Below are 25670 nucleotides of genomic sequence, written 5' to 3' on the forward strand. Positions count from 1 at the left end.
GGCAGGGCCCGCTCCTACAGGTTGCCGGGAAACACGGTATTTCTCCCCCGTAGGAGCGGACCTTGTCCGCGATAGCCGGAGGTTCCGGCGCGGTTCGCGGATGAGATTCGCTCCTTGCTACCCCACCGACACCATTCCCATGTAGGAGCACGCCCTGCGCGCGAAATCGCGGGCAGGGCCCGCTCCTACACAAAGCTCTCTGATCCCCCACGAAAAAGCCGCCACGACGCATGGGGTCGTCGTGGCGGCCAAGGGGAATGAATCGGACGGCCGAAGCCGGCATTCACGAACTCAAGGCGGCTTGAATGAAGTCAACGGGCGACCCTCGATATATGAAACACGCGGTATTGACTGATACTTCGAAAAAGGTTTGTTAATCCGCAACAAACCTAGAACTTGGCTTCCAGGTCCAGTTGCAGCGTATCGATGTCCGCATCGTTACGCGTACCACTGGCGGCGTCCGACTTGGCCATGAAGTAAGTGGCGCCCAGGGCGAAGTTCTTGTCGATATCGTAGGCGACCTTGAACTTGTGGCCGCGGGATGCGCTATAGCCATTGGCGAAGTCCGAATCGGTAAAGGCGCCGACCACCGCGTTGCGCTGTACGTCGCGATAGTTGTAGTCGAAGCTGAAATCACCCAGCCTGGTCTTTGCACCGGTCAGCCAGGCCGTATCCGCATTACTGTCGGCCGCCTGGTTGACCACATACTGGCCGTAAAGCGAAAGCGGAACCGGCAGGTTGCCGAAGTCCAACTGGCCGAAACCTTCGTAGAGGCGGAAGTCCTTGGTGGTATTGCCATTGGCGGAAAGCTGGCACGGCGTCGTGGTGGCCGAACCGCAAGCGCTGTCGGCATCGTTGTCGTACGCGTAGAGGCTCGCCCCGAGGGTCGCCTTGATGCCGTCGACGGGGCTGAAACGCGTGCCGAACTGGCCACTGTACAGGCGCAGGTCATGCTGGAACGCATAACCTTCGCCATCGACGTTGTCCTTCAGGTCGAAGTAGCCCGCGCTACCGAAGAGTTCGGCACTGCCACCCAGCGGATACTTGTAGGTGACGGCAAGGCCTTCGGGGTTGATGTCGCCGTCCCAGATGACGTCGCCTTCGCTGACCCACGGCTGGTTCATCTTGCCGCCGATCAGGTGCAGGTTCTTCACCGCGGCGGGGTGGAAGTCGATATAGGCCTGGTCCAGCCACAGCTGCTTCTTGTCGAAGTAGTTGTCCATGCTCTGGTTGGTGGAGCGGGCATCGTCGCCACTGCCGGTGGCAATGCGGATGCCGGTGTCCACCTGCGGGTTGATCTGGCTGTAGAAGCCGACCCGAGCGCGGATGCGCTGGCGGTTCTGGTCCCCCTTGGTGCCGCTGTTCTGCGCATGCACGGTTTCCTGGCGCACTCGGACGTCGCCCTTCACCTGGGTCCTGGCGGCCCAGGCGATGCTCTGCTCGAAGGCGCTCATCTGCTCCTTCTTGGCCTTGGCCTGTTCCGCGGCGACCTGGTTCTCCTTGTCCAGTTCGGCCGTGAGTTCGGTGTACTGGGCGGCGCTGATCGAGCCATTGGCCTTGAGCATTTCCAACAGCCTGGCATCGACCCCCGCCTGCGCCGGAACACTCAGAACGAGCAATGCCCCGGCACAAATCCCCATCCCGCCCAGTGCAGAAATACTACGCATCAAGAATCTCCTGAAATCCGATAAAGGCGGCAACTGCCACCCAATTAATTCGGTTCCCACAAAGTTCTCCGCCACAGGCGAAGACCTTGTCCCCAAACCGGGGCAGATTCTTGTTTTTTGAATATTTCAGAATGGTTTCAGGCAAAGGCGTGACATGAACAAGCAGAACATCAAGAGCCCTTGCAGCCCTTATGAACTGCGGATTCATATACTATTTGGCGAGGGTGTTTTTACGCGCAGCGGCTATATTGGCGAGCGGGAAATACCTAGCATTTTAAAAGTGAAGAACCCTTCTATTTTGGTCGAATGGAAGTTCTTCCGAGTCACTCAATAGACTGGCCTCGCCCCTTCAGCTCCAACCCCAGAACATCAACCACCAGCCGCCCAGCACCGGCACGCAGGCCAGCGCCAGGCAGGCCAGGGCGCCAGTTTGACGCAAGAGCGAGACGCCGTGGCGGCGGAGGATCCGCCAGCCCAGCCACAGCGTCCAGGCGCAGGCGCCCGCCAGCAGCAGGGCCCGTGCCGGCTGTACCCAGCCGAGGGCCAGCCCCTCGTAGCGCAGCAGTTTCACGGTGGTGGCCGAAAGCCCCAGGAACAGCCCGCAGGCACCCAGCGGGATCAGCGCCTGGGCCAGGTGCGCATGCACTGCCCGGCCCTGCCCCGCCGCCCGGCCGGCCAGGCGCAGCGCCGCCGTCAGCCAGCCGCCCATGAGCAGCGCCCAGGCCAGCACGTAGACCACCAGCACGCCGCCATCGAGCCAGGTGAAGGCGTCGTTGTTCTGCGGGTAGTGCGTCAGCACCCACCAGGGCGCGTTGGCCTCCAGCGGCCAGACGATGCCCCGCGCCACCAGCCATTCCGCGCCCGCCTGCTTGAGCGCGATGAACCAGGGGCTGAGCGTCCAGTTGAAGGCGCCCATGGCCAGGCCGATCATCCCGAACAGCAGCAGGCGCACGGGCCACGGGCTTTCCGTGCGCTGGCCGTGGACGACGATTTCCTCGTTCGGCCAGCGCGGGCTCAGGGCCACGGCGCCGCGCTGGCCGCTGCAGCGGCCGCAGGAATGGCAGTCGGCGCAGCCGGTCATGCGGCGGATGTCGATCAGCGGGGCGCAGTTGGGCGTCGGCAGGTGCGGCCCGGCATTGGCCAGCCAGCGCTGTTCGTCGACGCGGAAGTGCACCGGCGCCAGCCGCGCGAGCAGGTTGAACACGCCGCTGACCGGGCACAGGTAGCGGCACCAGACGCGCTTGCCGCGCCCGTACAGGAACCCCACCAGCATCGCCGCCAGGGTCGAGCCGCCGAGGATCAGCAGCGCCGGCAGCGCGTAGTCGTAGACGCTGACCAGTTGCCCGTACAGGGTGGTCAGGCAGAAGGCCACGAACGGCCAGCCGCCCCAGCGCATCCAGCGCGGCACGCCGCGCCCGCGGCCGTGCCGGCTCGCCCATTCGCTGAGCGCGCCCTCGGGGCAGAACAGCCCGCACCAGAGCCGCCCGAACAGCAGCATCGACAGCAGCACGAAGGGCCACCAGATGCCCCAGAACACGAACTGCGCGAACACCGCCAGGTTGTCCAGCATGCGCGCCTGCGGCGGGGGCAGGTCCAGGCAGGCCGGGACGACCAGCAGCACCGCGTAGAACAGCACCACGGCCCATTGCAGCGCACGGATCAGCCCGGCATGCCGGCGCATGCCGTCCCCCAGCCGGGCTAGCGGGGAAGGCGCGTCGCTCATGCCAGCCGGGCCTCGGCGTGGTGCTCGCCACGCCGGCACAGGTAGCTCGCCAGCGCCCAGTAGGCCGGCAGCAGCAGTACCGCCAGCAGCGAGGGCGCGGCGCGGTAACCGGCGAACCCGGCCAGGGCCGCTCCCAGGCCGTGGCCGTCGCTGAGCCAGGCGGAAGTGTCCCACAGCGGGTCGCCGAACAGCCCGTAGCACCATTCGGGCAGGTCCAGCGCCATGACCTGCCCCGCCACCCGGTCCAGCGCCGCCATCAGCAAGGCGCCGCCGAGCAGCAGCAGGAGGACTTCGCTGACGCGGAAGAAGCGCCGCCAGGTCAGTATCCGCGAGGACCACTGCAGCACGGCATAGGTGGCCAGCGCCAGCAGGAAGCCGAGCACGCCGCCCAGCGCGAACCAGGTCCAGTCCGCCCCCTGCTGCGCGCCGATGCCGTAGAGGAACACCACCGTCTCGCTGCCCTCGCGGGCCACCGCCAGCATCGCCAGCAGCAGCACGCCCCAGCCGCCGTCCTCGGCGAGACTGCGCTCGGCGTCATGCTCCAGCTGGCGCTTCATGCCGCGCCCGTGGCGGTGCATCCACACCACCATCTGCAGGATCAGCAGGCTGGCGCAGAGCACCATGGCGGCCTGGAACCATTCGCCGGACGGCCCCGCCAGCCACTCCCCGGCCAGCATGAAGAGCGCGGCCAGCGAGCAGGCCAGCACCACGCCCAGCATCACCCCGCTCCAGAGCATGCGCAGGCCGCGCGCCGGCTCCGGGCGATGGCAGAGCCAGGCATGCAGGATGCCGACGACCAGAAGCGCTTCGACGCTTTCGCGCCAGACGATGAACAGGGATTGCAGCATGCTAGCTCCGGGTCAGTGCGCCACGATCTCGCCTTGCGGCAGGTCCATGTGGAACTCGTCGAAGAAGGGATAGCGGCCGGGCCGCAGGGGGTGGATCACCACGAAGGAGGTGACGCCCGGCGAGAGCACCTTCTCCACCCGCAGCGGCGTGCTCTCGAACTCCGCCGGCCCGCTGCCGGCGTTGCGCACCACGACCTTGAAGCGCTGCCCGGCGGGCACTTCCAGGGTCCGGGGGGTGAAGTGGCCATCGCTGATGGTCAGCTCATAGGTGGGGAGCGGCGCTGCCTTCGCGGCAACGGCGAACGACAATGCCAGCAGGCAGAAGAACGAGCGCAACATGACGGCCTCGCGACTCTCGGGAAGGGAACGCCGCACCCGCAGCGGGCGCGGCCCGCGCATCAGTAGCCGCCTTTCTTGCCGATGCCGGCATAGGTGAAGTCGTATTCCACCTTGCATTCCTTGAACCAGGGCGCCACGCCGGTTTCCTTGTCGACGTGGCGGCCGAACATGGAGGCTTCCGACGGCGGCAGGATGGTGTAGGTCAGGTGGTACTTGCCTGGCCCGAGCAGCTTGAGGTTATCGCCGTAGTGCGGGCCGTCGCTGGCCACCATGCCGTGGAAGTCGCCCTTGAGGACCTGGTCGCTGCCGTCCTTGCGCAGTTCGTAGGCCACCCGCAGGTAGGGAATCCAGCTGCCTTCCTGGAAGCCGTTGGGGTTGTCGGCGGTGGCGGCGATGTCGGCCTCCAGGTGCACGTCGGACTGCGCGGCGGCGCGCATCATCCCTGGCGGGTCCATCTCGATCGGCTGCAGGTAGACCGCGCCGATCTCCATCCCGCCGCAGGCCTGCGGGGCGCCGATGGGGTATTCCTTGGCCGCCGCGAACGGGGCGGCGAGCGCCAGTATCACGGGAACGGCACGGTTGATTCGCATGGTCTTCTCCTTGGCTCTGGGGATGGGGAATCACGAGCCCGCATTTAGGCGCCAATCGACGTCATTGAGAATGATTTGTATCAAGAATTCCTGAGGTAAATCCGCAAAGCCTGCGCAGCAGGGCCATGAGGGCCTGCCGCCCCGTATCGGCAACTGGGCTAAGCTGAGCACTTCCACTTTCGCGGCGTCGATCCCGATATGGCCTGCCCGGCCCCGGACGGCGCCCGTATCGAAGAGGAGCCAGGGCGATGACCAAGCGATTCGAGATTGGCGACCATGTGAGCTGGAATTCCGAGGCCGGCCGGGTGTCGGGGACGATCATCGCCATCCACACCCGCGACTTCGACTACAAGGGCCACCGCCATCACGCCTCGGAAGACGAGCCGCAGTACGAGATCAAGAGCGACAGGACCGACCACGTCGCGGCGCACAAGGGCAGCGCCCTCACCCTGGCGTGACGCGGGCATCGCGTGAAGCTTCCGTTCTTCACCATCGGCCATTCCAACCGCAGCCTGGAGGCGTTCGTCGAGCTGTTGCGCGGGCCCGGCGTCGAGCGGGTCGTGGACATCCGCAAGGTTCCGCGCTCCGCGAGCAACCCGCAGTTCAATGCCGATACGCTTCCCGCGGTGCTGGCGGGCTGCGGCATCGGCTACGAGCACCTGGCCGCGCTCGGCGGGCTGCGCGGCAAGGCCCGGGGCCTGCCGGCGCAGGTCAATGGCTTCTGGGCCAACCGCAGCTTCCACAACTACGCCGACTACGCGCTCTCGGCGCAGTTCCACCAGGGCCTGGAGCAGCTGCTGGAGGCCGGGCGCCAGCGGCGCTGCGCGATCATGTGCGCGGAAGCCCTGTGGTGGCGGTGCCACCGCCGTATCGTCAGCGACTACCTCATCGCCCGGGGCGAGACGATCTTCCACATCATGGCGGAAGGCCGCCTGGAACCCGCCCGGCTGACGGCCGGCGCCGTCGTCCAGGCGGATGGCTCGGTCGCCTATCCCGCGGCCTGAGCCCTGCGGGCCGCAGGCGGATACCGGAAGAGAGGCGCCAGGTGCGCGACGCCCTTCCGGCCCGCCCTCGCCTTACCAGAGCGGCAGGCTGTAGCTGACGATCAGCCGCGTCTCGTCCATGTCGTTGCCGAAGCTGCTGCGGAAGGTGCTGTTGCGCACCTTGAAGCCGAGGTTCTTCAGCGCCCCGCCCTGCACCACGTAGCCGACGTCGGTGTCGCGCTCCCACTCCTTGCCGTCGCCCTGGCCATTGAGCAGGTCGATGTTGTCGCCGCGCAGGTAGCGCGTCATCAGGCTCAGCCCGGGCAGGCCCAGGGCGGCGAAGTTGTAGTCGTAGCGCAGTTGCCAGGAGCGTTCGTCCTTGTTGGCGAAGTCGCCGATCTGCACGTAGTTGACCAGGTACGGGTCGGTGCCGGCCAGGTAGGCGAAGCCGGTGTCGCCGGCCATGCGCTGGTAGCCCAGGCCGAAGGCGTGGTTGTCCAGCCTGTAGGTGAACATCGCATTGAGCGCGCGGTTGTCGACGTTGCTGCCGCCGTCGTCGCTGGAGCGCGCCCAGCGGATGTCGGACTTCAGCGACTGGCCCGCGGCGATCGGCAGGACGTGCACCAGAGCCAGGTAGTGCTGGCGGTAGAGGTCTTCGAGATTGGCGTAGTGGTAGCTGGTGCTGAGGTTTTCGCTCCAGCGGTAGGTGCCGCCGGCCAGGTTGAAGCGGTCGCTGGTGAGGTGGCTGCCGGCGCTGATGTTGCGCTTGTTGCCGCGGGTGACGCCGAGGTCCTCGGCGTTGGACGAATCGCGCTGCTTGACCTGGCGCAGCTGGCCGGCCTGCAGGTCGAGGTCGTCGAGTTCCTTCGACTCCACCAGCGCGCCCTGGAAGGTCTGCGGCAGCAGGCGGGTGTCGTTGTACTGCACCACCGGCAGCTTGGGCAGCAGGGTGCCGACCTTCAGCGTGCTGCGGGACAGGCGCAGCTTGGCGGTCAGGCCCAGGTCGCTGTAGTCGTCGGCGGCGCGGCGGTCGCTGGCCGAGTACGGCAGCAGGCCGGAGCCGGAGCGGTCGGGGCTGGAGTCGAGCTTCAGGCCCAGCAGGCCCAGGGCGTCGACGCCCACGCCGACGGTGCCCTCGGTGTAGCCGGATTCGTAGCGCAGCAGGAAGCCCTGCGCCCACTCCTCCGAGTAGGACTGCGTCGCGCCGGACTGGCGGTAGTCGCGGTTGAAGTAGAAATTGCGCATTTCGAGGCTGGCCTTGCTGTCGGCCAGGAAGTCGGCATGGGCGAACAGGGGCAGCAGCGCCAGTCCGGGGGCCAGCACAGGGGTACGGCGAATCTTCATTGTTGTTGTTTCTTTGCAGGGGTGTTGGCGAAACGCCGGGCCGGAGGTGTCCGGCCCGGCAAGGGGTGGGCTGGGGCTCAGACGGCCTTTTCCAGCGCCGGGACGAGCTCGAACAGGTCGCCCACCAGGCCGTAGTCGGCGACCTGGAAGATCGGCGCCTCCTCGTCCTTGTTGATGGCGACGATGACCTTGGAGTCCTTCATGCCCGCCAGGTGCTGGATGGCACCGGAGATGCCCACCGCTACGTAGAGCTGGGGCGCGACTATCTTGCCGGTCTGGCCGACCTGCATGTCGTTGGGCACGAAGCCGGCGTCGACCGCGGCGCGGGAGGCACCGACGGCGGCGCCGAGCTTGTCGGCCAGGGCGTAGAGGAGCTTGAAGTTGTCGCCGTTGCCCATGCCGCGGCCACCGGAGACCACGATCTTGGCAGCGGTCAGTTCCGGACGGTCGGACTTGGCCAGCTGTTCACCGAGGAACGCCGAAAGGTCGGCATCGAAGACCTCGCCCAGCGCCTCGATGCTCGCGTTGCCGCCTTCGGCAGCGACGGCGTCGAAACCGGTGGTGCGCACGGTGATGACCTTGACCGGCGCCGAGGACTGCACGGTGGCGATGGCGTTGCCGGCGTAGATCGGGCGCTTGAAGGTGTCGGCGCTGACCACGTCGATGATCTCGGAGACCTGGTCGACATCCAGCAGCGCGGCCACGCGCGGCAGGTAGTTCTTGCCGCTGGTGGTGGCCGGGGCCAGCACGTGGCTGAAGTTCTGGGCGATGGAAACCACCAGCGGCGCGATGTTCTCCGGCAGCTGGTGGGCATAGGCGGCGTCGTCGGCGACCAGCACCCTGGCAACGCCCGCGATCTTGGCGGCGGCTTCGGCCACGGCGCCGACGTTCGCGCCGGCGACCAGCACGGCGATGTCACCGCCGATCTTCTGCGCGGCAGCGACGGTATTCAGGGTGGCGGCAGCCAGCGCGCCATTCGAATGCTCTGCAATAACCAAAACAGCCATCAGATCACCTTCGCCTCGTTCTTCAGTTTCTCGACCAGTTCAGCCACGGACTTGACCTTGATGCCGGCGCTGCGGGCAGCCGGAGCTTCCACTTTCAGGGTCTTCACGGTGGAAGCGGTGGAAACGCCGAGGGCGTCCGGGGTCACCACGTCCAGCGGCTTCTTCTTCGCTTTCATGATGTTCGGCAGCGACGCGTAGCGCGGCTCGTTCAGGCGCAGGTCGGTGGTGACGATCGCTGGCAGACTCAGCGCGACGGTTTGCAGGCCGCCGTCAATCTCACGGGTGACCTTGACCTGATCGCCAGCCACTTCGACCTTGGAGGCGAAGGTGCCCTGGGCGTAGCCGGTCAGCGTGGCCAGCATCTGGCCGGTCTGGTTGTTGTCGCTGTCGATGGCCTGCTTGCCGAGGATGACCAGCTGCGGCTGCTCTTTGTCGACCACGGCCTTCAGGGCCTTGGCGATGGCCAGGGAATTCAGTTCTTCGTTGCTCTCGACCAGGATGGCGCGGTCGGCGCCCAGTGCCAGGGCGGTGCGCAGCTGTTCCTGGGCAGCGCCGGGGCCGACCGAGACCACCACGACCTCACTGGCGACGCCCTTCTCCTTCAGGCGCACGGCCTCTTCCACGGCGATCTCGCAGAAGGGGTTCATGGACATCTTCACGTTGGCGAGGTCGATGCCGGAGTTGTCCGCCTTGACGCGGACCTTGACGTTGTAATCGACCACGCGCTTTACCGCGACCAATACCTTCATTCGATTCTCCTCTTGGTTGCAGGTGCGTAGGGCGAATAACCGTTCGCGGTTATCCGCCGTCTGACCTTGGTCACGCGATGCTCCGAGGTCGGGCCCGGAGCGCCCCGGACAGGCGCTCCGGAATGGCCTCGGCAGCGGGATGGGTTCGCGAGCAAGCTCGCTCCTACGAAGAGCAGGTATCTCCCTGCAGGAGCGAGCTTGCTCGCGAACACGTCACAGGCCGCCCTCAGCCCTCGCCGAGCTGCTCGATCACGCCCTTGGCCTTGAGCTCGGCCAGGCGCGCCTCGTCCAGCCCCAGCCGGCGCCTGAGCACTTCGTCGGTGTGCTCGCCGAGCATGGGCGCCGGGCGCTGGTATTGCACCGGCGTCTCGGACAGCTTGAGCGGGCTGCCGACCATCCTGAAGCCGGGGTTGAGGGCGTGGGGAATCTCCACCAGCATGTCCCGCGCCAGCACCTGCGGCTCGTCCAGGGCGCGGCCGATGTCGTTGATCACGCCGACCGGCACCTTGACCGCGTGGATGCGGGCCACCCAGTTGTCGGCGCTGTCCTTGCGGAAGTGCTCGGCCAGCTGGCCGACGATGGCCTCGCGGTTGCGCACGCGGTCGGCGTTGCGGGCGAAGCGCGGGTCCCTGGGCAGCTCGGGCAGGCCGATGGCCTCGCACAGGGCGACGAACTGGCTGTCGTTGCCGCAGGCGATGATGAAATCCCGGTCGCTGCCGGAGAACACCTGGTACGGCACGATGTTGACGTGGGCGTTGCCCTGCCGCCCCGGCGAGCGGCCGGTGGCGAGGTAGTTCTGGCTCTGGTTGCCGAGCATGGCCACCTGCACGTCCAGCAGGGCCATGTCGCAGTGCTGGCCGCGGCCGGTCTTCTCCCGCGCCAGCAGCGCGGCCTGGATGGCGACCACCGAGTACAGCCCGGTCATCACGTCGGACACCGCCACGCCGACCTTCTGCGGGCCGGCGCCGGGCACCCCGTCCTTCTCGCCGGTGATGCTCATCAGCCCGCCCATGCCCTGGATAATGAAGTCGTAGCCGGGCTCCTCGGCACGCGGCCCGGTCTGGCCGAAGCCGGTGATGGAGCAGTACACCAGGCGCGGGTTGAGCTGCGACAGGCTCGCGTAGTCCAGCCCGTACTTGGCCAGCGAGCCGGCCTTGTAGTTCTCGATCAGCACGTCGCATTCGCCGGCCAGCGCGCGCACCAGCGCCTGGCCCTCGGGGGTGGCCAGGTTCAGCGCCACCGACAGCTTGTTGCGGTTGGTCGACTGGTAGTACGACGCCTCGGGGCTGTCCGCGCCGTCCGCCGCCTTCATGTAGGGCGGGCCCCAGCCGCGAGTGTCGTCGCCCACGCCGGGCCGTTCGATCTTGATCACCTCCGCGCCCAGGTCGGCCAGTATCTGGCCGCACCAGGGGCCGGCCAGGACGCGGCTGAGGTCGAGTACGCGGTATCCGCTCAAAGCACCCATCTTCATATCCTCACTGGCGCGTTCACACGCGCTCGATAACCATGGCGAGCCCCTGGCCCACGCCGATGCACAGGCTGACCACCGCATAGCGTTGACCACTGCGTTGCAGTTGTCGCGCCACGCTCAGCGCCAGCCGCGCGCCGGAAGCCCCCAGCGGGTGGCCGACGGCGATGGCGCCGCCGTTGGGGTTGACCCGCGGGTCGTCGAAGGCCACGCCCAGGCCGCTCAGGCAGCCCAGCACCTGGGAGGCGAAGGCCTCGTTGATCTCGATGATGTCCATGTCGGCGAGGCCCAGGCCGGCGCGCGCCAGCGCCTTGTTGATCGCCTCGACCGGGCCGACGCCCATGATGCGCGGCGCCACCCCCGCCGCCGCTGCGGAAAGGATCCGCGCCAGCGGCTGGAGCCCATGGCGCTCGCCAGCCGCCGCCGAGCCGATCAGCAACGCCGCCGCGCCATCGTTCACCCCCGAGGCATTGCCGGCGGTGACCACGCCGCCCTCGAACAGCGGCTTCAGGCGCGCCAGCGCCGCTTCGTCGGAGTCCGGGCGCGGGTGCTCGTCCTGCTCGATCACCTTCGGCGGCGTCTTGCGCCCGGTGGGCACGCTCACCGGGACGATCTCGCCGGCGAAGAAGCCCGCCTGGCGGGCCGCCTCGTAGCGCGCCTGGGACGCCGCGGCGAAGCGGTCGGCCTGCTCGCGGCCGATGGCGTATTCGCGGGCCACGTTGTCGCCGGTCTGCGGCATGCTGTCGTTGCCGAACTCGGCGACGATCCGCGGGTTCGGGAAGCGCGCGCCTATGGTGCTGTCGAACACCGCCAGGTCGCGGCTGTAGGCCGCCTCGGCCTTGGCCATGACGAAGGGCGCGCGGGACATGCTTTCGACGCCGCCGGCGACGAACAGCTCGCCCTCGCCGCAGGTCACCGCCCGCGCGGCGTCGATGACGGCGGCCAGGCCGCTGGCGCACAGGCGGTTGACCGTCTGGCCCGGCACCGTCACCGGCAGCCCGGCCAGCAGCGCGGCATGGCGCGCGACGTTGCGGCTGTCCTCGCCGGCCTGGTTGGTGTTGCCGAGGATCACGTCCTCGATGGCGTCGCCCGGCACGCCGTGGCGGGCGAGCAGTTCACGGATGACGTGGGCCGCCAGGTCGTCCGGGCGCACCGGCGCCAGGGCCCCGGCATGGCGGCCGAAGGGGGTTCGCAGGCCGGCGTAGATAAAGGCGTTGAGCATGGAAGTCTCCTTGGATCGGGTAAGCGCCGGGCCTCAGCCCAGCGCGGGCTCGGCATGGCGCAGCGACAGCCCCAGCGCGGCGCGGCGGCGCAGCCAGGGGCCGGGGCGGTAGCGGGCATCGCCGGTCAGGTCGGTCATGCGTTCCAGTATCGTCAGCAGCCGCGCGGCGCCGACGCCGTCGCCCCAGGCCAGCGGCCCCTGCGGGTAGCCCAGGCCGCGGCGCACGCCCTCGTCCAGGTCGTCGACGCTGGCGATGCGCTGCTGGACGATGTCGCCGGCCAGGTTGACGATCAGCGCCAGCACGCGCTGGGCGACGAAGCCGACGCTGTCGTTGATCAGCGTGACGCCCACGCCATCGGCGGCCAGCAGCGCATGGGCGGCATCGCGCATGGCCGGGGCGGTCGCCGGGTTCTGCATCAGGCAGCGGTGGCGCTGCAGGTCGAGCAGCGGGTCGATGCACAGGGTGCGCGCCGGGTCGGTGCCGAAACGCAGGCTCGCAGTGGTCGCGTCGATGCCGTAGGGGGCCAGTAGGCAGAGGGCTTCGCTGCTCGGCGCGTTGCCCTGCTCCAGGCGCGTGCCCAATTTTTCCAGCAGCGCGGCCAGCCGCTGGCGATCCTCGTCGTTCTCGGCGCCGAGCCACACCGGCGGCAGCGCCGCCACCCGCGGCACCGGCTGCGGCGCCGGCGGGTCGATCATCCGCCCGTCCTCGTAGCGGTAGAAGCCGCGGCCCACCTTGCGCCCCACGAAGCCGGCCTCGAGCATCCGCCGGGTGAGCGCCGCGGGCCGGTAGCGCGGCTCCTGGTAGAACTGGTTGTAGATGGACTCGATCACCGGGTGCGAGACGTCCAGCGCGGTCAGGTCGAACAGCTCCAGCGGCCCCATGCGGAAGCCCAGGCCCTCGCGCAGGATGCGGTCGATGTCGGCCGGCTCGGCGATGCCTTCCTTGAGCATCTGCAGCGCCTCGGTGCTGTAGGCGCGCCCGGCGTGGTTGATGATGAAGCCGGGGGTGTCCTTGGCGCGGATGCCGCGGTGGCCCATGCGCGCGGCGAGCGCCTGCAGGCGGTCGCCCACCTGCGGGTCGCTGGCCAGGCCGTCGATCACCTCGACCACCTTCATCAGCGGCACCGGGTTGAAGAAGTGGAAGCCCGCCACCCGCTCGGGGTGCTTGCAGCCACGGGCGATGCTGGTGACCGACAGCGACGAGGTGTTGGTCGCCAGGATGCAGTCGGCGGCGACCACCGCCTCCAGCTCGGCCAGCAGCGCCTGCTTGGCGTCCAGGCGTTCGACGATGGCCTCGACCACCAGCTCGGAATCGGCCAGCTCGGCCAGGGAGCCCGCGACCAGCAGGCGGGCCAGGGTGGCGTCGGCTTCCCCGGCGCTGATCTTGCCCTTCTCCGCCAGCTTGCCGAGGGTGCGCCCGAGGTTGTCGCGCGCCGATTGCGCGGCACCCTCGCGGGCGTCGAAGAGTTTCACCCGGATGCCGGCCTGGGCAGCGATCTGGGCGATGCCGCTACCCATCACACCGGTGCCGACGATGGCCATGCGTTGGATGTCACGCGTCATGGGTCATTCCCCCTGGAAGCTGGCTTGGCGTTTTTCGAGGAAGGCGGCGGCGCCCTCCTTCTGGTCCCTGGAATCGAACAGCAGCTGGAAGGCCTTGCGCTCCAGGGTCAGCGCGCTGTCCAGCGGCAGGTCGGCGCCGGCGAGCATCACTTCCTTGATCTGCGCCACGGCCAGCGGCGGCAGCGCGGCGATCTCGGCGGCCAGTTCCAGGGCACGCGGCAGGGTCTGCGCATCACCGACCACCTCGCTGACCATGCCCATCGCCAGGGCCTCCGGCGCCTTGACCAGGCAGCCGGTCAGGGCCAGGCGCATGGCCTGGAACTTGCCCACCGCGCGGATCAGCCGCTGGGTGCCGCCGGCGCCGGGCATCAGGCCGAGCTTCACCTCCGGCTGGCCGAAGCGGGCCGACTCGCCGGCGACGATGATGTCGCAGTGCATGGCCAGCTCGCAGCCGCCGCCCAGGGCGAAGCCGTTCACCGCCGCGATCACCGGTTTGGGGCAGCGGCCGATGGCCTCCCACAGCAGCTCGGTGTGCCGGCGGTACATCTCGATGGGGCTGGCCTGGGCGAACTCGCGGATGTCCGCGCCCGCCACGAAGCATTCCTCGCCCCCGGTCAGGACGATGGCCCGCACCTGGCCGTCGTCGGCCAGCGCGCGGAAGTGCTCGGCCAGTTGCTGGCGCACGGCGGCGTTGAGGGCGTTGCGGGCTTCGGGGCGGTCGATGCGGACCACCGCCACGCCATCGGCCTGGAGGGTTCGGTGGACCACGCTGGGGTGCTGGGTGCTCATGCTCGTTCGGGCCTCAGTCTTGTTTCGTCTGACGAAACTACATTCCGTATTTCAAATCAATCATAGTGATCCTCTCTCGACGCTGTAAACGGCATCTGTTCGGATAAGTTATTTTTACCTTTAAAAACAATAAGTTGATAAATATATCAGCGACAATTTTACGCAGACCGGAAAACCCTTTATAATTTCGTCTGACGAAACTGAATTTTATTTTATTGATTTTCTCGGAAAAGGGGTTCTACCATGCGCCGCAACAAGACGGAGCTGGATTCGGCTGCGCCGACGAAAAACGAAGGTGAGATCGGCCTGCTGGAACGGGGGATGTTCGACCCCGCCACGGCACTGAGCGAGGAGGAGAACAGCGGCCAGTTCGTCACGGCCCTGGCTCGCGGCCTGGAAATCCTGCGGTGCTTCACGCCACGGGAAAACGTGCTGAGCAACCAGGACCTGGCGCGCAAGACCAGCCTGCCCAAGCCGACCGTGACGCGCCTGACCAACACCCTGATGCGCCTGGGCTGCCTCAAGCGCGAGGTGCACTCGGGCAAGTACCAGCTGGACGTCGGCGTGCTGGGCTTCGGCTACGCGATGCTGTCGAACCTGTCGATCCGCGCGGTGGCCCACCCGCTGATGGAGGAACTGGCCAACCACGCCCAGGCGGCGGTGGCCATGGCCGCCCGCGACCGCCTGCAGATGGTGTACCTGGACGTGGTCCAGGGCCAGGGGAACATGACGATGCGCCGGCAGATCGGCAGCTACCTGCCGCTGGCGGTGAGCTCGGTGGGCCGCGCGTGCCTGGCGGCGATGCCGGAGAACGAACGGGAGTTCCTGCTCGACCACATCCGCGAGCGCGAACCGGAACACTGGCCGGCCATCCGCAAGGGCCTGGACCGCGCCTTCAGGGACTTCACCGACTACGGCTACTGCCTGTCGATCGGTGAATGGCACCGCGACGTCAACTCCGTCGCCGTGCCCTTGGTACATCCGCAGTACGGGCTGCTGGCCTTCAACTGCGGCGGCCCGAGCTTCCAGCTGCCACGCGAGAAGCTCGAGGACGACATCGGGCCCCGCCTGATCAACATGGTCAACAACATAGGTGCCGCCGCTCGCTGATGCTCGGGTGACGGTGCCCTGCCAGACAGGCCCGCCCGGCGGGCCCTTGAGGAGAGCACATGATCCGAGACCCAGAGACGCTGCAGATACTTCTGGATTCCATCCACCAGTTCGTCGACGAGGTGCTGATACCGCGCGAGAACGAAGTCGCGGAAACCGACGCCATTCCCCAGGACATCATCGAGCAGATGCGCGAGATGGGCCTGTTCGGCCTGACCATCCCCGAGGAATTCGGCGGCCTGGGCGTCACCATGGAAGAAGAGGTGAACATCACCTTCGAACTGGGACGCACCTCCCCCGCCTTCCGCTCCTACATCGGCACCAACAACGGCATCGGCTCCATCGGCATCCTGATCGACGGCACGCCGGAGCAGAAGAGCCACTACCTGCCCAGGCTCGCCAGCGGCGAGCTGCTCAGCTCGTTCTGCCTGACCGAGCCGGACGCCGGCTCCGACGCGGCCTCGCTGAAGACCAGCGCCGTGCGCGACGGCGACCACTACGTGCTCAACGGCACCAAGCGCTTCATCACCAACGCCCCGCACGCCGGCATCTACACCGTGATGGCGCGCACCAACCCCGAGATCAAGGGCTCCGGCGGCATCAGCGCGTTCATCGTCGAGCGCGGCACCCCGGGCATCTCCCTGGGCAAGCCGGACCACAAGATGGGCCAGAAGGGCGCACACACCAGCGACGTCATCTTCGACAACGTGCGCGTGCCGGCCAGCCAGCTGATCGGCGGCGTCGAGGGCGTGGGCTTCAAGACCGCCATGAAGGTACTCGACAAGGGCCGCCTGCACATCGCCGCGCTCAGCGTCGGCGCCGCCGAGCGCATGCTCGACGACGCCCTGCGCTACGCCCTGGAGCGCAAGCAGTTCGGCAAGCCGATCGCCGAGTTCCAGCTGATCCAGGCGATGCTCGCCGACAGCAAGGCGGAAATCTACGCCGCCCGCTGCATGGTGCTGGACGCCGCGCGCAAGCGCGACGAAGGCCGCAACGTCAGCACCGAGGCCTCCTGCGCGAAGATGTTCGCCACCGAGATGTGCGGCCGCGTCGCCGACCGCTGCGTGCAGATCCACGGCGGCGCCGGCTACGTCAGCGAGTACGCCATCGAGCGCTTCTACCGCGACGTGCGGCTGTTCCGCATCTACGAAGGCACCACGCAGATCCAGCAGGTGGTCATCGCCCGCAACATGATCCGTGAGGCCACGCACTGAAGACCCCTCGCCGCCCTGCCCCGCCGGGCGGCGAGCCGCAGGCTTACCGACGGGCCGGAAGCGCCGGCCCACGAATAAATACAACAGGTAGTTCGCCCATGGAAACCACTGCTTCGACCACCCAAGCGACCACCCAGAGCAAGACCTGGGTGATCGTGTTCCTGTTCTGCTTCATCGGCCTGCTGATCGACGGCGCCGACCTCATGCTGCTGTCCTACAGCCTCACCAGCCTGAAGGCCGAGTTCGGCCTGAGCAACGTCCAGGCCGGCAGCCTGGGCAGCTTCACCCTGGCCGGCATGGCCATCGGCGGCATCTACGGCGGCTGGGCGTGCGACCGCTTCGGCCGGGTGCGCACCGTGGTCTGGACCATCGTCCTGTTCTCCGTCGGCACCGCCATGCTGGGCCTGACCCACAGCTACTGGCAGTTCGCCGCGGCGCGCTTCGTCGCCTCCCTGGGCCTGGGCGCGCTCTACGTCGCCTGCAACACCCTGATGGCCGAATACGTGCCCACCAGGTACCGCACCACGGTGCTGGGCACCCTGCAGGCGGGCTGGTCGGTGGGCTACATCGTCGCCACCCTGCTGGCCGGCTGGATCCTGCCGAGCTACGGCTGGCGCTACCTGTTCTACGTCGCGATCATCCCGGTCGTGCTGGCGGTGGCCATGCGCCGCCTGGTGCCGGAGCCGGCCGCCTGGCTGGAAGCCCAGGCCGAGCGCAAGCGGCGCAAGGCCATGGGCCTGCAGGAAGTCGCCGAGAAGAAGCCCGAAGGCGCGTTCCGCATGATCTTCGGTGACCGCCGCGCCCGCAGCATGTTCATCTTCTGGTCGCTGACCGCGGGCTTCCTGCAGTTCGGCTACTACGGCGTGAACAACTGGCTGCCGTCCTACCTGGAAACCGAGATGGGCATGAACTTCAAGTCCATGACCGCCTACCTGGTGGGCACCTACGCGGCGATGATCCTCGGCAAGGTCCTGGCCGGCGTCGCCTCGGACTGGCTGGGCCGGCGCAAGGTGTTCGCCTTCGGCGCCCTGGGCACCGCGGTGTTCCTGCCGGTGATCGTGCTCTACCACAGCCCCGAGGCGATTCTCTGGATGCTGGTGGTGTTCGGCTTCCTCTACGGCATCCCCTACGGCGTCAACGCCACCTACATGACCGAGAGCTTCGCCGCCCGCTACCGCGGCACCGCCGTGGGCGGCGCCTACAACATCGGTCGCATCGGCGCGGCCATCGCCCCGGCGGCCATCGGCTTCCTGGCCACCCAGGTGTCCATCGGCGCGGGCTTCCTGGTCATGGGCGCCGCCTACTTCGTCTGCGGCATCATTCCCGCCCTGCTGATCCGCGACAAGCAGTTCGACCCGCAGAGCGAGTGACCTGTGAAAGGCCCGGCGCCGCAACGGCGCCGGGCCCCATGCCGCCAGGCACGGGCATGCCGCCGGCGACTGCCGGCCCCGGCGGCAGCGGCGCTAGGCCCTGGCCCTGCGCAAACGCAACCCGCGCCGGCGTTCCAGCCAGCGGAACATCGCCCAGGCATACACCGACACCGCCAGGAACAGCGCCAGGCGCACGGCGAAGGCGCGGTAGACGTCCTGCCCCGCCGCGCTGTCCTGCACCGACTGGCCGAGCAGGATCAGCTGGGTGGTCAGGCAGCTCATCCAGAACCCCGGCCCCTGCCGCGTCGCCACCACCGCATAGAGCCGGCGCGCCTGCAGCAGGGCGAACAGCAGCACCCAGAGGAAGAACATCCACAGGTGGGCGAACAGGCTCAGGGCGCTCCAGGCGGCTATGGCCAGGGCGCCGGCCAGCAGGGTCGAGCCGATCAGCTCGCGGCCGGCCTGGCGCGCGCTGGTCTCGCAGCTCTGCTGGCCGAGGCTGACGGCCTTCATCACCAGCGGCATGAAGCGGTCCGGCGCGATCAGCGCCAGGAGGAAGGCCGGCAGCACGATCAGGGTGGCGCGCAGGGCGATCCAGGCGCTGTCCTCGGCGGCCGGCAGGGGTGGCGCCGGTAGCGACGGCGCGTCCGCAGGCTCGGGGAACAGGACGTGCGCCAGGGTCACGCTCAGCGCCGCCAGCAGCATGCCCTTGGCCATGGCCTCGACCACCGCCAGGGCCAGGCCGAAGTCGCTGGCACCGGCGGCCGAGACCATGCTCAGGCCGATCACCAGGAAGTTGGCCAGCAGCGCGTTGCCGCCGCGCAGGGCATAGCGGAAGCAGAGGAACAGCCCCAGGCCGACCAGCAGCACCCCGCTGGCCGGGGTGTGCACCAGCAGCGGGATCAGCAGCAGGCCGCTGCCGGCGCTGCACAGCACCAGCAGCGCCAGGGCCGGCGCCAGGCGCAGGGGCAGCGGCTGGCTGCGCAGGGCCAGCAGCAACAGGGCGAAGATCGGCGCCAGGATGGGCACCGGCAGCCCCAGGCCGAAACTGGCCGCCAGGCACGAGGCGGTGCCCCAGGCCAGGCGCAGCGCGCGCCGGCGGCGCAATTCAATAGGCATAGGACACCCAGCTCATGAACCACATGAACAGGCGGCCGAGCAGGTTCAGCGGGTTGCCCTCCCCGGTCAGCGCCATCACCTCGGCCTGGCCCCCCACCCGCAGGTTGGCGCTGTCGGCCAGTTCGTCGCGGTCGAGCTCGACGATCACCGGGAAGCGCTGCGCCGGGCGCAGCCACTCGCGGCTGTTCTGCACCGTCGGCAGGCTGCCCGGCGGCGTGCTCTGGCCGACGCTGACGCCGTAGCCGATGCTGCGCACCCGGCCGTGGAAGAGCTCGCCGGGGCGCGCGTCGAGCACCACCAGCACGGGGGCGCCAGGGCGCAGGCGGCCGAGGTTGTTCTCGGTCATGTCGGCGCTGATCCACAGGTCGTGGATGGCGATCAGCGTCATCACCGGGCTGCCGGCGCCGACGTAGTGGCCGACGTCGGTGCGCAGGTCGGTGATCAGCCCGTCCGACTCGGCCCGGACCAGGGTGCGCTGCAGGTCCAGGCGGGCCTTCTCGACGGTGGCGGCGGCGCTGCGCAGCTGGGCGTTGTCGCTGTCCTGGCCGCCCTGCTGCTCGCGGGCCCGCTCCACCTCGGCGCGGGCCGCGGCGACCTGGCTGGCCGCCTGCTCGCGGAGCGCCTGGGCGCTCTCCAGGCGGCGCACCGACACCGTGCCCGGGTCCTCGCGGTACAGCCGCTGCAGGCGCTCGCTGTCCTGCCGGGCCTTGCGCTCGTTGGCCTGGGCCGCAGCCAGCGAGGCCCGTGCGGCGTCGATGCCGGCGGTGTTGGCGCCGATCTGCCGGCGCACCGTGTCCAGGTCCGCCTCGGCGCGGGCCAGGGCGATGCGGTACTGCTCCTGGTCCAGCTCGAAGAGCACCTCGCCCTTGCGCACTTCCTGGTTGTTGCCCACCGCCACCCGCTTCACCTGGCCGGCCACCTCGGCCGTCACCGGCACCACGTAGGCCTGCACCCGCGCCTGCTGGGTGTAGGGCGTGAAGCGGTCGGCCAGCAGGTACCAGGCCAGGCTCAGGGCGATCACCAGCATTACCCCGCGCACGCCGCGCTCCGGGGCCGGGGCCGGGGCGGCGGGCTCGGGGGCCGGCGGGGACGGGTTCGCGGGGCTGTCGGTCATGGCGCCTCACCTCGTTCCTGGGCTGTGGGGGCCGGCGCGTCCAGCAGCTCGCCCCAGTCGGTGCGCCCCTGCATCTGCCGGCGGGTGGCCGCGTCGACCAGGGCGCGGCTGTCGTCCCAGCCGCCACCGAGGGCCTTGTACAGGGCCACCAGGCCGCCCACCGCGTTGCCGCGGCTGACCAGGTAGCCGTCCTGCTGCTGCAACAGCAGCTGCTGGGCATCCAGCACCCGCTGGAAGTCGGCGAAGCCTTCGCGGTACTGCGCGCTGGCCAGGTTCAGCGAGCGCTCGGCGGCCTGCGCCGCGTCCTGACGGATGCGCGCGCTGTCCAGGGCGCGGACCAGGCCGCTGGCGGCGTCGTCGGCCTCGCGCGCGGCCTGGCGCACGTCCTGCTGGTACAACTCGATCAGCTGCTGCAGGCGGGCGTCCTCCACGCGCACGGCATTCCTGCGCCGGCCATGGTCCAGCGGGTTCCACAGCAGGCTGGGGCCGGCGGCGAGGTCGAAGCTGTCGGGCAGGTTGTGCGCCGAGACGAAGCTCCAGCCGATGCTGCCCAGCAGGCTCAGCGCGGGGTACAGGTCGGCCTCGGCGACGCCGACCAGCGCCGATTGCGCGGCCACCGCCCGCTCGGCGGCGCGGATGTCCGGGCGGCGCAGCAGCAGGCTGGCCGGCACGTCCTGCAGCACCGCGCGGTCGGGCAGCGGCAGTTGGCCGCGGCGCGCGTCCAGTTCCGGCATCGGCCCCGGCGGGCGGCCGACCAGGGCGCAGAGGGTGTTGCGCAGGGCGTTCACCTGGTTCTCGAACTCGGGGATGGTCGCCTGGGTCGCCAGGTACTGGGTGCGCGCCTGTTGCCAGTCCAGCTCGTCGTTCTCGCCATGGCGGAACAGCCGTTCGGTGATCTGGAGGCTGCGCGCCTGGCGCCGGGCGTTCTCCCGGGCGATGTCCAGGCGCGCCTCGGCGGTGCGCAGGGCGAAGTAGGTGTCCGCCACCTGGGCGCGCAGCAGCACCTGGGCGTCGGCGTAGTTGGCGCCGGAGGCGAAGTAGGCGGCGTCGGCGGCCTCGATGGCACGGCTGAAGCGGCCCCAGAAGTCGATTTCCCAGCCGATGTCGAAGCCCGCGCTGGACTGCCAGAACACCGAGTCCTGCGCACCCGGGCCGGACTGGTCGCGCTTGAGGTAGAGGCTCTCGCCGCGCAATTGCTGCAGTTGCGGGTAGCGCCCGGTGCGGACGATGGCCAGTTGCGCGCGTGCCTCGGCCACGCGCAGCCCGGCCACGCGCAGGTCGCCGTTGTGGGCGTCGGCCTCGTCGATCAGGGCCTCCAGGGTGGGGTCGGCGAACACCGCCCACCAACGGCGCAGGTCCGGGCTGGCCACCACGTGGCCGGCCTGCTCCAGGGCCGGCGTGTTCCAGTGCTCCACCCAAGGCGTGGGCGGCGTGCGGTGGTCCGGCCCGACCTGGGTACAGCCGGCGAGCAACAGGCACAATAGGCTGGCGCGTCGGCCCATGGGCGATTCCCGCCGGGTCAATCCGGCTGCCCGGGGTCGGCCGGCGCGTCCTGTTCGTCCACCCACTGCCAGAACAGGTTGTAGGCCACCGCCAGGATCACCGGGCCGAGGAACAGGCCGATGATGCCCTGCACCACCATGCCGCCCAGCGCGCCGAGCAGCACCACCGGCATCGGCACGTCGACGCCGCGCCCCAGCAGCAGCGGCTTGAGCACGTTGTCGGCCAGGCCCGCGACCAGGCTGTAGACGGTGAAGACGATGGTCGCCAGCGCCACGCCCTGGGTGCCCAGCACGTAGGCGATCACCGGCAGGGTGACCAGCGTCGCCGGCAACTGCACGATGCCCAGCAGCAGCACGACCAGGGCGAGGATGCCCGCGCCCGGCACGCCGATGGCGACGAACCCAACGCCCACCAGCAGCATCTGGATGAAGGCGATGCCGATCACCCCCTGGGCCACTGCGCGGATGGTGGCGGTGCACAGGGTGACGATGCGCGGGCCGCGCTCGGGCCCGGAAACCCGCGTGGCGATGCGCTGGGCCGCGTGGTGGCCGCGCTCGCCATAGGCCATGCAGATGCCGGCGATGATCAGCGCCGCGACGAACAGCAGGAAGGCCGCGCCGACGTTGGCCAGCGCCCCCAGCAGCGCGCGGCCGCTGCCCTTGAGGTGCGGCAGCAGGCGCTGCAGCGCGCTGGTGAGGTCGCCGGAGGCCGACAGCCAGGCCTGGTGCAGGCGCGGCCCCACCAGCGGCCAGCCGGCCACCGCGTCGGGCGGTGCCGGCAGGCTCCAGTCGCCGCTGCGCAGCAGGGCCAGCAACTGCTCCAGCGAGTCGCCCAGGGACACCAGCAGCAGGTAGACCGGCACCAGCAACAGGGCCAGCGCCAGCAGCACGATCAGCGTCGCGGCGCGGCCGTCGCGCCCGCCCAGGCGTTGCCGCAAGCGGCACTGCAGCGGGTAGAGGGTCACCGCCAGGATCAGCGCCCAGAGCATCAGCTCCAGGAACGGCCGGAACACCTGGAAGGAAAAGGCCACCAGCACGGCGATGAGGCCGGCGCGGATGAACAGGTCGAGCAGGTCCCGCGACAGCCTGCCGTCCAGCCTGAAGCTCGGTTGCATGGTCATGCACTCCCCTCTGTGCCCGCGCCGCTAGGGCTCCCGCGGCAGTTCCGGCGGCATCGCCGGGTCGTCTTCTTCGTCGAAGGTGGCCTCGGCGGGCGCATCGCTCCCTCCACGGTGGAGGTCCGCCAGGCGTCGCTCTTCCTGTTTCTGGTAACCCCGCACCCAGGCCGCCGCCTGCGCCTCGTCCACGCCCAGGGCGAGCAAGGCGCGGCGGGCCATCTCCAGGCTGGAGTGGAAGGTCTCGCGCACCGGGCTCGCCCCCAGGTCCAGCAGCTGCAGCACGTGCTGGCGGTTGCGCGCGCGGGCGATCACCCGCGTGCCGGGATAGTGCCGGGCGATCACCTCGGCGGTGCGCAGGTTGCTCTGCGGGTCGTCGGTGGTGACGATGACCAGTTCGGCCTCGCCCACCCCGGCCGCGTGGAGGATTTCCGGGCGCGTGGGGTCGCCGTAGAAGACCGGCCCCCCGGGTACCTCGCGGCCCAGGGCCTGCACCGAGGTCTCCAGCGCCACCAGGGGAATGCCGCGGGCCTGCAACAGGCGGGCGATGACGCGGCCCATGCGGCCCATGCCGGCGATCACCACCCGCGGCGCCTGGTCCACCTCCGGCTCGGCCACCGGCGGGGCCCGTACCTCGGCGGCCGGCGCGCGCAGCTGCCGCGCCAGGGCGAGCATCAGCAGCGGCACCAGTGCCATCGACAGGGTGATGGCCAGCACCAGCAGGTCGTGCAGGCGCTGGTCGAGCAGGCGCTGCTCCAGAGCCAGCCTGAACACCACGAAGGCGAACTCGCCACCGGAAGCCAGGACCACGCCCAGGCAGACCGCCCCGGCATGTTCCAGGCCACCCGCCAGGCGCCCCATGGCATACAGCAGCGGCAGCTTGACGGCCACCAGCAGCAGGGTCAGGCCCAGCACCACCCAGGGTTCGCCCAGCAGCAGGCGCAGGTCGGCGGTCATGCCCACGCCGACGAAGAACAGCCCCAGGAACAGCCCCTTGAAAGGCTCGATCTGCGACTCCAGCTCGTGGCGGTATTCCGATTCGGCCATCAGCAGGCCGGCGAGGAAGGCGCCCAGGGCCATGGACACGCCGACGTGTTCCATGATCCAGGCGGTGCCCAGCACGATCAGCAGCGCCATGGCGGTGGCCAGCTCGCGCAGGCCGGGGCCCACCGCCCAGGTGAAGGCCGGGCGCAGCAGGTAGCGGCCACCGAGGATGACCAGGCCGACGCCGGCGGCCACCGCCAGGATCGGGCGCAGCCCGCCGCCGGCGTCGGCGGCATCGCCAGCCGAGGCCCCCAGCAGCGGCACCACGGCGATCAACGGGATGGCGGCGATGTCCTGGAACAGCAGGATGGCCACCGCCAGGCGGCCGTGGGGGCGGCCCAGTTCCTTGCGCTCGGCCAGCACCTGCAGGCCGAAGGCGGTGGACGACAGGGCCAGGCCCAGGCCCAGCACCACCGCCGCCGGCAGGCGCTGGCCGAGGGCCAGGGCGATGCCGCCCAGGAGCACGGCGGTGAGCAGCACCTGCAGCAGGCCGACGCCGAACAGCGCCCGGCGCATGCTCCACAGGCGCCGCGGGGACAGTTCCAGGCCGATGATGAAGAGCAGCATCACCACGCCGATTTCCGAGAGCCGGCTGACGTTCTGCGGGTTGTTCACCAGGCCCAGCACCGAGGGCCCGATGAGGATGCCGGCCAGCAGGTAGCCGGGCACCGCGCCCAGCTTCGCGCGCTGTGCCAGCGGCACCAGCAGGACCACGGCGAGCAGGAAGATCACCGTGGCCTGGAGCAGGCTCCCGTCATGGGGCATGGCTGCGTCTCCCGGCGGGCGTTGGGCTCAGAAGCGCTCGGCGACCATCCGGAACGGATAGGGAGCGGCCTTGTACTTGCCGATCCGCCCGCGCTTGGGCAGCTCGACGACCTCCTCGCGGGTGATGTCCTTGTAGGGGATCTGCGCCAGCAGGTGGCTGATGATGTTCAGCCGCCCGCGCCGCTTGTCCTCGGAGCGCGCCATGTACCAGGGGGCCCAGGAGGAATCCGAGGCGGCGAACATCTCGTCGCGGGCGCGGGTGTAGTCGTCCCAGCGGCCGTAGGACTTCAGGTCCATGGGCGACAGCTTCCACAGCTTGCGGCCGTCGTTGATGCGGTCCTGCAGGCGGCGCGTCTGCTCCTCGGCGCTGACTTCCAGCCAGTACTTGAGCAGGATGATCCCGGACTCGACCATCATCTTCTCGAACAGCGGCACCACGGCGAGGAACTTGCGCGACTGTTCCTCGGTGCAGAAGCCCATGACCCGCTCGACGCCGGCGCGGTTGTACCAGCTGCGGTCGAAGATCACCACCTCGCCGGCCGCCGGCAGGTGCGTCAGGTAGCGCTGGGCGTAGATCTGCGACTTCTCCCGCTCGGTGGGCGCCGGCAGCGCCACCACGCGGAACACCCGCGGGCTGACGCGTTCGGTGATGGCCTTGATGGTGCCGCCCTTGCCGGCGCCGTCGCGGCCCTCGAAGACCACGCAGACCTTGAGCCCCTCGGCCACCACCCACTCCTGGAGCTTTACCAGTTCCACGTGCAACTGCTTGAGTTCGGCTTCGTAGGTCTTGCGGTCGAGCCGCTGCGTTGCGTCGTCCTTCGCGTGTTTCCTGTCTTTCCTGGATTTGGCCATGAGGCCCTCCGTGCGCTGCCTTGGCCCCGTGCGGACGGCGCCCGCTCCTGCGGCGCCCGGTACGTGGGATGTCCTGGCTGAGTATGGATGATCCCTGGCGGTTTGCCGGCGGCCCGGGGGCCTTTTCGAACACTCGCCAGGTCGCCCGGGACGGACCGCCAGGCGGCATCGGG

The 25670-nt window shown here is 69.2% G+C and carries 24 protein-coding genes; 6 read left to right on the forward strand and 18 right to left on the reverse strand.

Translation table 11 applies throughout. The annotated features are described in order from the left end of the window. Positions 1-389 precede the first annotated feature (389 nt). Positions 390-1667, reverse strand: coding sequence for a putative porin (locus VV867_RS14455; RefSeq protein ID WP_328566761.1), 1278 nt, complete (start codon positions 1665-1667; stop codon positions 390-392). 154 nt (positions 1668-1821) lie between these two features. Between VV867_RS14455 and VV867_RS14460 the strand changes: the two genes are divergently transcribed. Continuing rightward, entirely contained in the window at positions 1822-2001 is a 180-nt protein-coding gene (locus VV867_RS14460) for a hypothetical protein (RefSeq protein ID WP_328566762.1), read from the forward strand. Positions 2002-2016: 15 nt separating this feature from the next. Here VV867_RS14460 and VV867_RS14465 read toward each other — a convergent pair whose 3' ends face one another. The 4 genes from VV867_RS14465 to VV867_RS14480 are packed head-to-tail and all read right to left on the reverse strand — an operon-like array spanning position 2017 to position 5167. After that, on the reverse strand, positions 2017-3390 hold the full coding sequence (locus tag VV867_RS14465; RefSeq protein WP_328566763.1) for a 4Fe-4S binding protein: 1374 nt from the start codon (positions 3388-3390) through the stop codon (positions 2017-2019). Continuing rightward, positions 3387-4238: an FTR1 family iron permease gene (locus VV867_RS14470; RefSeq protein WP_328566764.1), complete on the reverse strand. Its 852-nt coding sequence runs from the start codon at positions 4236-4238 to the stop codon at positions 3387-3389. Before VV867_RS14470 ends, VV867_RS14465 begins: the two co-directional genes overlap by 4 nt. A 12-nt stretch (positions 4239-4250) precedes the next feature. Continuing rightward, the gene (locus VV867_RS14475; RefSeq protein WP_089392323.1) at positions 4251-4577 is read right to left on the reverse strand and encodes a cupredoxin domain-containing protein; all 327 of its coding nucleotides are present in this window, start codon (positions 4575-4577) and stop codon (positions 4251-4253) included. Between the two features lie 59 nt (positions 4578-4636). Then, a complete protein-coding gene (locus tag VV867_RS14480) occupies positions 4637-5167 on the reverse strand; it encodes an iron transporter (protein ID WP_275626879.1) in 531 nt (176 codons plus the stop codon). A 248-nt stretch (positions 5168-5415) separates the two neighbouring features. Between VV867_RS14480 and VV867_RS14485 the strand changes: the two genes are divergently transcribed. Both VV867_RS14485 and VV867_RS14490 read left to right on the forward strand, forming a co-directional pair. Next, entirely contained in the window at positions 5416-5625 is a 210-nt protein-coding gene (locus VV867_RS14485; RefSeq protein WP_089392201.1) for a DUF2945 domain-containing protein, read from the forward strand. 12 nt (positions 5626-5637) lie between these two features. Further along, the gene (locus VV867_RS14490; RefSeq protein ID WP_328566765.1) at positions 5638-6171 is read left to right on the forward strand and encodes a DUF488 domain-containing protein; all 534 of its coding nucleotides are present in this window, start codon (positions 5638-5640) and stop codon (positions 6169-6171) included. A gap of 72 nt (positions 6172-6243) precedes the next feature. On the opposite strand, the gene VV867_RS14495 is transcribed toward VV867_RS14490, so the two are convergent. The 7 genes from VV867_RS14495 to VV867_RS14525 all read right to left on the reverse strand — a co-directional run bounded on the left by VV867_RS14495 (position 6244) and on the right by VV867_RS14525 (position 14292). Next, entirely contained in the window at positions 6244-7494 is a 1251-nt protein-coding gene (locus tag VV867_RS14495) for an OprD family porin (protein WP_328566766.1), read from the reverse strand. A 77-nt stretch (positions 7495-7571) separates the two neighbouring features. Continuing rightward, entirely contained in the window at positions 7572-8501 is a 930-nt protein-coding gene (locus VV867_RS14500) for an electron transfer flavoprotein subunit alpha/FixB family protein (RefSeq protein WP_328566767.1), read from the reverse strand. Further along, positions 8501-9250: an electron transfer flavoprotein subunit beta/FixA family protein gene (locus VV867_RS14505; protein ID WP_328566768.1), complete on the reverse strand. Its 750-nt coding sequence runs from the start codon at positions 9248-9250 to the stop codon at positions 8501-8503. The genes VV867_RS14500 and VV867_RS14505 overlap by 1 nt, the downstream gene beginning before the upstream one ends. Positions 9251-9476: 226 nt before the next feature. Continuing rightward, entirely contained in the window at positions 9477-10715 is a 1239-nt protein-coding gene (locus VV867_RS14510) for a CaiB/BaiF CoA transferase family protein (protein ID WP_328566769.1), read from the reverse strand. 22 nt (positions 10716-10737) lie between these two features. Next, positions 10738-11940 (reverse strand): 3-oxoadipyl-CoA thiolase, encoded by a 1203-nt coding sequence (locus VV867_RS14515; RefSeq protein ID WP_328566770.1) that lies wholly within the window; start codon positions 11938-11940, stop codon positions 10738-10740. A gap of 33 nt (positions 11941-11973) precedes the next feature. Next, a complete protein-coding gene (locus VV867_RS14520; RefSeq protein WP_328566771.1) occupies positions 11974-13503 on the reverse strand; it encodes a 3-hydroxyacyl-CoA dehydrogenase in 1530 nt (509 codons plus the stop codon). A gap of 3 nt (positions 13504-13506) precedes the next feature. Further along, positions 13507-14292, reverse strand: a complete 786-nt coding sequence (locus VV867_RS14525) for an enoyl-CoA hydratase (protein WP_328566772.1) — start codon at positions 14290-14292, stop codon at positions 13507-13509. A 243-nt stretch (positions 14293-14535) separates the two neighbouring features. On the opposite strand from VV867_RS14525, the gene VV867_RS14530 reads away from it, so the two are divergent. From VV867_RS14530 to VV867_RS14540, 3 genes are all read left to right on the forward strand, one after another. Next, a complete protein-coding gene (locus tag VV867_RS14530) occupies positions 14536-15402 on the forward strand; it encodes an IclR family transcriptional regulator (protein ID WP_109936852.1) in 867 nt (288 codons plus the stop codon). 59 nt (positions 15403-15461) lie between these two features. Continuing rightward, on the forward strand, positions 15462-16616 hold the full coding sequence (locus VV867_RS14535; protein ID WP_328566773.1) for an acyl-CoA dehydrogenase family protein: 1155 nt from the start codon (positions 15462-15464) through the stop codon (positions 16614-16616). Between the two features lie 98 nt (positions 16617-16714). Then, positions 16715-17986, forward strand: a complete 1272-nt coding sequence (locus VV867_RS14540; protein ID WP_328566774.1) for an MFS transporter — start codon at positions 16715-16717, stop codon at positions 17984-17986. A 93-nt stretch (positions 17987-18079) separates the two neighbouring features. Here the strand turns inward: VV867_RS14540 and VV867_RS14545 are convergent, their stop codons facing one another. From VV867_RS14545 to ppk2, 6 genes are read right to left on the reverse strand one after another with little or no spacing between them, the layout of a single operon-like run. Then, the gene (locus VV867_RS14545; protein WP_109936849.1) at positions 18080-19105 is read right to left on the reverse strand and encodes a DUF2955 domain-containing protein; all 1026 of its coding nucleotides are present in this window, start codon (positions 19103-19105) and stop codon (positions 18080-18082) included. After that, positions 19095-20219: an HlyD family secretion protein gene (locus VV867_RS14550; RefSeq protein WP_328566775.1), complete on the reverse strand. Its 1125-nt coding sequence runs from the start codon at positions 20217-20219 to the stop codon at positions 19095-19097. Before VV867_RS14550 ends, VV867_RS14545 begins: the two co-directional genes overlap by 11 nt. Next, entirely contained in the window at positions 20216-21721 is a 1506-nt protein-coding gene (locus VV867_RS14555; RefSeq protein WP_275626889.1) for an efflux transporter outer membrane subunit, read from the reverse strand. The genes VV867_RS14550 and VV867_RS14555 overlap by 4 nt, the downstream gene beginning before the upstream one ends. 17 nt (positions 21722-21738) lie before the next feature. Further along, positions 21739-22836, reverse strand: a complete 1098-nt coding sequence (locus VV867_RS14560; RefSeq protein ID WP_109932904.1) for an AI-2E family transporter — start codon at positions 22834-22836, stop codon at positions 21739-21741. Between the two features lie 30 nt (positions 22837-22866). After that, positions 22867-24645: a monovalent cation:proton antiporter-2 (CPA2) family protein gene (locus VV867_RS14565; protein WP_328566776.1), complete on the reverse strand. Its 1779-nt coding sequence runs from the start codon at positions 24643-24645 to the stop codon at positions 22867-22869. A gap of 27 nt (positions 24646-24672) precedes the next feature. Then, positions 24673-25497, reverse strand: a complete 825-nt coding sequence (gene ppk2, locus VV867_RS14570; protein WP_328566777.1) for a polyphosphate kinase 2 — start codon at positions 25495-25497, stop codon at positions 24673-24675. Between the last annotated feature and the right edge of the window lie 173 nt (positions 25498-25670).

Origin of the sequence: Pseudomonas sp. JH-2 (assembly GCF_036231725.1) — a bacterium.
In the GTDB taxonomy this organism is placed as follows: domain Bacteria; phylum Pseudomonadota; class Gammaproteobacteria; order Pseudomonadales; family Pseudomonadaceae; genus Pseudomonas; species Pseudomonas delhiensis.